Origin of the sequence: Mycobacterium sp. NPDC050041, assembly GCF_049541695.1 — a bacterium.
Taxonomy (GTDB): Bacteria; Actinomycetota; Actinomycetes; order Mycobacteriales; family Mycobacteriaceae; genus Mycobacterium.
Window position 1 is genome coordinate 163,915 of record NZ_JBMVDG010000012.1, and the last position, 6,389, is coordinate 170,303.

The following is a 6,389-nucleotide window of genomic DNA, read 5'->3' on the forward strand; positions in this document are numbered from 1 at the left end:
ATACTGCGCGTAACGCTTACTACACTCGGTGGCATGACGACCGACGGGTTGCTGCAGATCGAGGACTGCCTGGGCGCCGAAGGCCGCATCGTGCTGCCACCCGGGGTGAATCTGATCTCGCTGATCGACCGCAACATCGCCAACGTCGGCGACGACGTCGCGTACCGCTACCTCGATTACACCGGCGCGGCCGACGGGCACGCCGTGGAGCTGACGTGGTCGCAACTCGGCCGCAGGCTGCGGGCGATCGGCGCCACCCTGCAGCGCATCGCCGCGCGCGGCGACCGGGTGGCGGTGCTCGCCCCGCAGGGTCTCGACTACATCGCCGCCTTCTTCGCTGCGGTCAAGGCAGGGATGATCGCGGTGCCGCTGTTCGCCCCGGAGATGCAGGGTCACGCCGAGCGCTTGGACGTCGCCATGCGCGACGCCCGTCCGTCGGTGGTGCTCACCACGACTGCAGCCGCCGCAGGTGTTCGGGACTATCTCGCGCAACGGGACTTCGGGCGGGCGGTGGAAATCGTGGTCGTCGACGAGGTACCCGACTCCGCGGGCACCGCCTTCACCCCGGTTACGCTCGACGTCGATGACGTGTCGCACCTGCAGTACAGCTCCGGATCGACGCGGTCGCCCGTCGGCATCGAGATCACCCACCGCAACGTCGGCACCAACCTGCTGCAGATGATCCTGTCCATCGACCTGCTGGACCGCAACACCCACGGGGTCAGCTGGCTGCCGCTCTACCACGACATGGGTCTGTCGATGATCGGCTTCCCGGCCGTGTACGGCGGCCACTCGACGCTGCTGTCGCCCGCCGCCTTCATCCGCAGGCCGCAGCGGTGGATCCGGGCACTCTCGGACGGATCGCGGCGCGGCCGGGTCGTCACCGCCGCGCACAACATCGCTTACGAGTACACCGCGCAGCGCGGCCTGCCCGACGCCGGCGAGGACATCGATTTGAGCAATGTCGTGATGATCATCGGCTCCGAGCCGGTGAGCATCGAGGCGATCCGTGCCTTCGAGGTGACCTTCGCGCCGTACGGGCTACCGCCGCAGGCGATCAAGCCGTCGTACGGCATCGCCGAGGCGACGCTGTTCGTGTCGACCATCGCACCGTCGGCGCGCGCCGAGGTGGTGCACTTCGACCGCAAGCTGCTGGCCGAGGGCAGGGCGGTGCGCACGGCGGTGGACGCCGACACCGACGCCGATGCCGCTGTCCCGCAGGTGTCCTGCGGCCAGGTGGCGCGCAGCCAGTGGGCGGTGATCGCCGATCCCGGCACGGGTGCCGAAATGGCCGACGGGCACGTCGGCGAGATATGGCTGCACGGCCACAACATCGCCCGGCGCTACTGGAAACGCCCGGAGGAGTCCAGCCACGCCTTCGGCGCGACGCTGGCGTCACGGCTCGGATCCGGCAGCCATGCCGACGGTGTCCCGGCCGAGGCCGGATGGCTGCGCACCGGGGATCTCGGGGTGCACCTCGACGGGGAGTTGTACGTCACCGGTCGGCTGGCCGACCTGATCGTCATCGACGGCAGACAGCACTACCCCCAGGACGTCGAACACACTGCCGCAGAGGCATCTTCCATGGTGCGACGGGGTTACGCCGCGGCATTCCGCGCGCCTGGTGACCGCCTGGTGATCGTCGCCGAACGCGCGTCGGGCACGCGGCGTGCCGACCCGGCGCCGGAGATCGCCGCGATCGGTGACGCGGTCGCGAGCCGCCACGGACTGCCCGTCGCCGACGTGCGATTCGTGCAGGCCGGCGTCATCCCCCGCACCACGAGCGGAAAGCTGGCCCGCCGCGCCTGCCGCAGCGCATACCTCTCGGGTGGCTTCACCACCAGGTCCACCGGCTGAGCTCGAGTGCGCCTACCGTGCGCCGAATTTGGTGCGCCGAACCCTTCGCCGGATGTCCTAGCGTGAACTGACGGACGAGGAAGGGCGGCTGATGACCGAGACACCTGCGCTGACGCGGCGCCCGTTCCCGGGCATCAGCTCGCGCGCCTGGGAACACCCCGCAGACCGGATCGCACTCACCGCGCTGCGCCGGCTCAAGGGTTTCGACCAGGTCCTGAAGTTGTTGTCCGGCATGCTTCGTGAGCGCCAGCACCGGCTGCTGTACCTGGCCAGCGCCGCCCGGGTGGGTCCCCGTCAGTTCGCCGACCTCGACGCGCTGCTCGAGGACTGCGTCGCCGTGCTGGACGCACCGGTCGAACCGGAACTCTTCGTGCTGCAGTCACCGACGGTGAATGCCTACACGATCGGCATGGACCAGCCGTTCATCGTGATCACCTCGGGAATGTACGAGCTGATGAGCGCCGAGGAGATGCGCTTCGTCATCGGCCATGAGCTCGGCCACGCACTGAGCGGGCACGCCGTCTACCGCACCATGCTGATGCACCTGATGCGGCTGGCGTCGTCGTTCGGGTTCATCCCGATCGGCGGCTGGGCGTTGCGGGCGATCGTGGCGGCACTCTTGGAGTGGCAGCGCAAGTCGGAGTTGTCGGGGGACCGGGCAGGCCTGCTGTGCAGCCAGGATTTCGATGCCGCCATCCGGGTCCAGTTGAAGTTGGCCGGTGGCGGCCGGCTCGACAGGATGGACTCGCAGGCGTTCCTCGCCCAGGCCCGCGAGTACGACCGCACCGGCGACATGCGCGACGGCCTGCTCAAGTTGCTCAACCTGGAGTTGCAGACCCATCCCTTCTCGGTACTGCGGGCGGCGGCGTTGACCCAGTGGGTGGATTCCGGCGGCTACGGCGCAGTGCTCGGCGGTGACTACCCGCTGCGCTCCGATGACGAGTCGGCCTCGTGGAGCGGCGATCTCGGGGCCGCGGCGCGCACCTACCGGGACGGGTTCGACCAGTCCGACGATCCGCTCGTCCGTGGCCTTCGCGACGGGCTGTCCGGCGTCGTCGACGGGGTGGGGCGGGTCGCCACCAACGCCGCGGACTCGTTCGGCCGCAAGGTCTCCGAGTGGCGCCGGGCGAACGGCGGGCCCGCCGAGAGCTGACGCGCGACGCCCTGCACAGTGAGCGATGACGCCACTGCGCAATTCGATCGCGCCACGGCATCGCCGGCTGCTGGCAATTTTCCGGCGTGTCGTGGCCTCGCGGTCCCTTTCCGGGTGTTCTGTACTCCTCGACCATGACTGCATGCATGCACAGATCGTGTTGTTCGACGGATTCGACCCCCTCGATGCCATCGCGCCCTACGAGGTACTGGTGGCTGGAAGCGACTATGCCGGTGGGGATCTGGACGTAGTACTGGTGTCCGCCGAGGGCCCGCGGCCGGTGGTCAGCGGATCGCGCGGTCTGACATTGCAGGCCACCGCCCAGCTCGATCCCGCCAAGCCCGGCTACGTGATCGTGCCCGGCGCGTCGGGACCGCTGGAAGGCGATCCCGACGAGGGCGCCGAGACGATTCCCGTCCTCCTCGCCCGGTTCGGCGAGACCGCAGCGGTGCCGTTGATGCGGCAGGCGATGGCCAATCCCGACATCACCGTCGCGACGGTCTGCGGCGGATCGCTCGCACTCGCCATGGCCGGCCTGATCGACGGCCGCCACGCGAACACCCACCATCTCGGTGTCGACGTGCTGGAGGCCACCGGCGCGATACCGGTGCAGGCCCGCGTGGTCGACGACGGTGACCTCGTCACCGCGGGCGGGGTGACCTCTGGTCTGGACCTGGCGCTGCACCTGCTCGATCGCGGTTACGGACCCCGCATCGCACTGGCGGTGGAGCAGATGTTCGCCTATGAGCGCCGAGGCACAGTGTGGACCGACACCGGCCGCGAACCGAAGGCCTTCTGAGCGTGGGCATCGTGGGCGACTGGGACGTCACCATCAAGACGCCGGTGGGATCGCTGCAGGTCGTGTACAGCTTCGCCGACCAGGACGGCGTGCTCACCGGCAGCGCCGCAGGCAAGCACGAGACCGTCGAGTTGACCGACATCGTCGTCGACGGCGACGGCGGCCGACAGATCAGCTGGCGGCAGACGGTGACCAGACCGATGCGACTCAACCTCGCCTTCGAGGTCTCGGTCGACGGCGACCGATTCACCGGGCATTCGCGCGCCGGCCGATTACCTCGCTCGGCGGTGTCCGGCGTGCGCCGCCGCTGAGGAGCCGCCGCTCCGATCCAGTGCGGCGGCTCACCACGACCATGTCGGTTTTCCGCCAGTGATGTCGGAGGCGACGTGTAAGAGTCGAGGTGTGCACGAGGATTTCGAGCGGTGTCTGAGGGCGGTGCAGTCCAAGGACGCCCGCTTCGACGGCTGGTTCGTGACCGCCGTGCTGACCACCGGGATCTACTGCCGGCCGAGCTGTCCTGTGCGTCCGCCGTTCGCCCGCAACATGCGGTTCTACCCCACCGCGGCCGCCGCGCAGGCCGCCGGCTTCCGCGCCTGCAAGCGGTGCCGTCCGGACGCCTCACCGGGGTCACCGGAGTGGAACATCCGCGGCGACGTGGTGGCACGGGCGATGCGGCTGATCGCCGACGGCACCGTCGACCGTGACGGCGTCACCGGGCTTGCCGCACGGCTCGGCTACACCACCCGTCAGTTGCAGCGCATCCTGCAGGCCGAGGTCGGGGCCAACCCGCTGGCCCTTGCCCGAGCGCAGCGGGCCCAGACCGCCCGAATCCTGATCGAGACCACGGACCTGCCGTTCAGCGACGTGGCCTTCGCCGCCGGCTTCTCCAGCATCCGCCAGTTCAACGACACCGTCCGCGCCGTCTGCGACCTCACGCCCACGGCGCTGCGCCTACGGGCAGGCGCACGATTCGGCCAATCGCCCGCGGCGCCCGGCGCGATGTCCCTGCGGCTGCCGGTGCGCACGCCGTTCGCCTTCGAGGGCCTGTTCGGGCATCTCGCGGCCAGCGCGATCCCGGGTGTCGAGGAGGTGCGCAACGGCGTCTATCGTCGCACCCTGCGGCTGCCATCGGGCTGCGGGATCGTCGCGCTCACACCACATCCCGACCACGTCCGTTGCGACCTCGTGCTCGACGACCTGCGCGACCTGGCCACGGCGATCGCCCGCTGCAGGCGACTGCTCGACCTCGACGCCGATCCCGAAGCCGTGATCGACGCGTTGAGCGCCGACGACCGGCTCCGTGCCCTCGTCGCGAAGGCGCCCGGACAGCGCATACCCCGCACCGTGGACGAGGTCGAGCTGGCGATCCGGGTGGTGCTCGGTCAGCAGGTGTCGGTGAAGGCCGCGCGCACGCACGCCGCCCGCATCGTCGTCAGACACGGGGCGACGGTGGACGACCCGGGCGGCGGCCTGACCCACGTCTTCCCCGGTGTCGATCAACTGGCCGACCTCGACCCGGCGCACATGGCGTTCCCGACCGCACGCCGCCGGTCGCTGGTCGGAATGGTCAACGCCCTCGCCGATGGCGCCGTCACACTCGACGCAGGCTGTGACTGGATCCGGGCCCGCGAGGAACTGCTCGCCCTCCCGGGGATCGGCCCGTGGACCGCCGAGGTGATCGCCATGCGCGGCCTCGGGGACCCCGATGCCTTCCCCGCCAGCGACCTCGGTGTCCGGCTGGCTGCCGAGAAGCTCGGTCTGCCCGGGGACCCGAGGCGCCTCACCGAGTACAGCAGCCGCTGGCGACCGTGGCGGGCGTACGCCACCCAGCATCTGTGGACCTCTCTCGACCACGCCGTCAATCAGTGGCCACCGAAGGAGAAGGCATCATGACCGTCCTGTTCCGCACCGTGGACAGTCCCGTTGGCCTGCTCACCCTGGCCGGCGTGAACGGACGACTCCAGCACCTGCGCATGGTCGATCAGACCTACGAACCCGACCGGAACGGCTGGGAACCCGACGACGATGCCTTTCCCGATGCGGTCGGCCAACTTGAGGCGTACTTCGCCGGCGACCGCATCGATTTCGACCTCGAACTCGATCTGCTCGGGACCGCCTTTCAGAGGCGGGTCTGGGAAGCGCTGCTGACCATTCCGTATGGCGAGACCAGGACCTACGGAGAGATCGCACGCGAGATCGGCTCACCTGGCGCATTCAGGGCGGTAGGCCTGGCCAACGGACACAATCCGGTCGGCATCATCGTGCCCTGTCACCGAGTCATCGGATCGAATGGGAGCCTCACCGGCTATGGCGGCGGGCTGGCGAAGAAAAGGGCTCTACTCGATTTGGAAAAGCGTCGCGCCGCGCCGGCATTGTTCGAATAACGCGGTCGCAATTGCGAAAGCGATTGCCGACCAGCTTAAGCGTCTCCAAATACAAATGCCCCGGCCCTCCGATCGAAATCGGAGGGCCGGGGACTTAATGTGTGTTCGGCGGTGTCCTACTTTTCCACCCGTATGGGTAGTATCATCGGCGCTGGCAGGCTTAGCTTCCGGGTTCGGGATGGGTCCGGGCGTTTCC

The 6,389-nt window shown here is 69.0% G+C and carries 6 protein-coding genes and 1 rRNA gene; 6 read left to right on the forward strand and 1 reads right to left on the reverse strand.

From position 1 onward, the window contains the following. Nucleotides 1-33: 33 nt before the first annotated feature. The 6 genes from ACPCHZ_RS27030 (at nucleotide 34) to ACPCHZ_RS27055 (ending at nucleotide 6,193) form a co-directional block, all read left to right on the forward strand. A complete protein-coding gene (locus ACPCHZ_RS27030; protein ID WP_423487555.1) occupies nucleotides 34-1,857 on the forward strand; it encodes a fatty acyl-AMP ligase in 1,824 nt (607 codons plus the stop codon). Nucleotides 1,858-1,948: 91 nt separating this feature from the next. Further along, entirely contained in the window at nucleotides 1,949-3,010 is a 1,062-nt protein-coding gene (locus ACPCHZ_RS27035) for a M48 family metallopeptidase (RefSeq protein ID WP_423487556.1), read from the forward strand. A 142-nt stretch (nucleotides 3,011-3,152) separates the two neighbouring features. After that, complete coding sequence (locus ACPCHZ_RS27040) at nucleotides 3,153-3,809, forward strand: DJ-1/PfpI family protein (protein WP_364984248.1); 657 nt, start codon at nucleotides 3,153-3,155, stop codon at nucleotides 3,807-3,809. 2 nt (nucleotides 3,810-3,811) lie between these two features. Beyond that, nucleotides 3,812-4,120 carry a hypothetical protein gene (locus tag ACPCHZ_RS27045; protein WP_423487557.1) on the forward strand — a complete coding sequence of 103 codons (309 nt, stop codon included), beginning with the start codon at nucleotides 3,812-3,814 and terminating at the stop codon, nucleotides 4,118-4,120. Between the two features lie 91 nt (nucleotides 4,121-4,211). Continuing rightward, nucleotides 4,212-5,702, forward strand: a complete 1,491-nt coding sequence (locus ACPCHZ_RS27050) for an AlkA N-terminal domain-containing protein (protein ID WP_423487558.1) — start codon at nucleotides 4,212-4,214, stop codon at nucleotides 5,700-5,702. Next, nucleotides 5,699-6,193 (forward strand): methylated-DNA--[protein]-cysteine S-methyltransferase, encoded by a 495-nt coding sequence (locus ACPCHZ_RS27055; protein WP_423487559.1) that lies wholly within the window; start codon nucleotides 5,699-5,701, stop codon nucleotides 6,191-6,193. The genes ACPCHZ_RS27050 and ACPCHZ_RS27055 overlap by 4 nt, the downstream gene beginning before the upstream one ends. A gap of 103 nt (nucleotides 6,194-6,296) precedes the next feature. Here the strand turns inward: ACPCHZ_RS27055 and rrf are convergent. Continuing rightward, nucleotides 6,297-6,389, reverse strand: a 5S ribosomal RNA gene (gene rrf, locus ACPCHZ_RS27060); the annotation flags it as partial.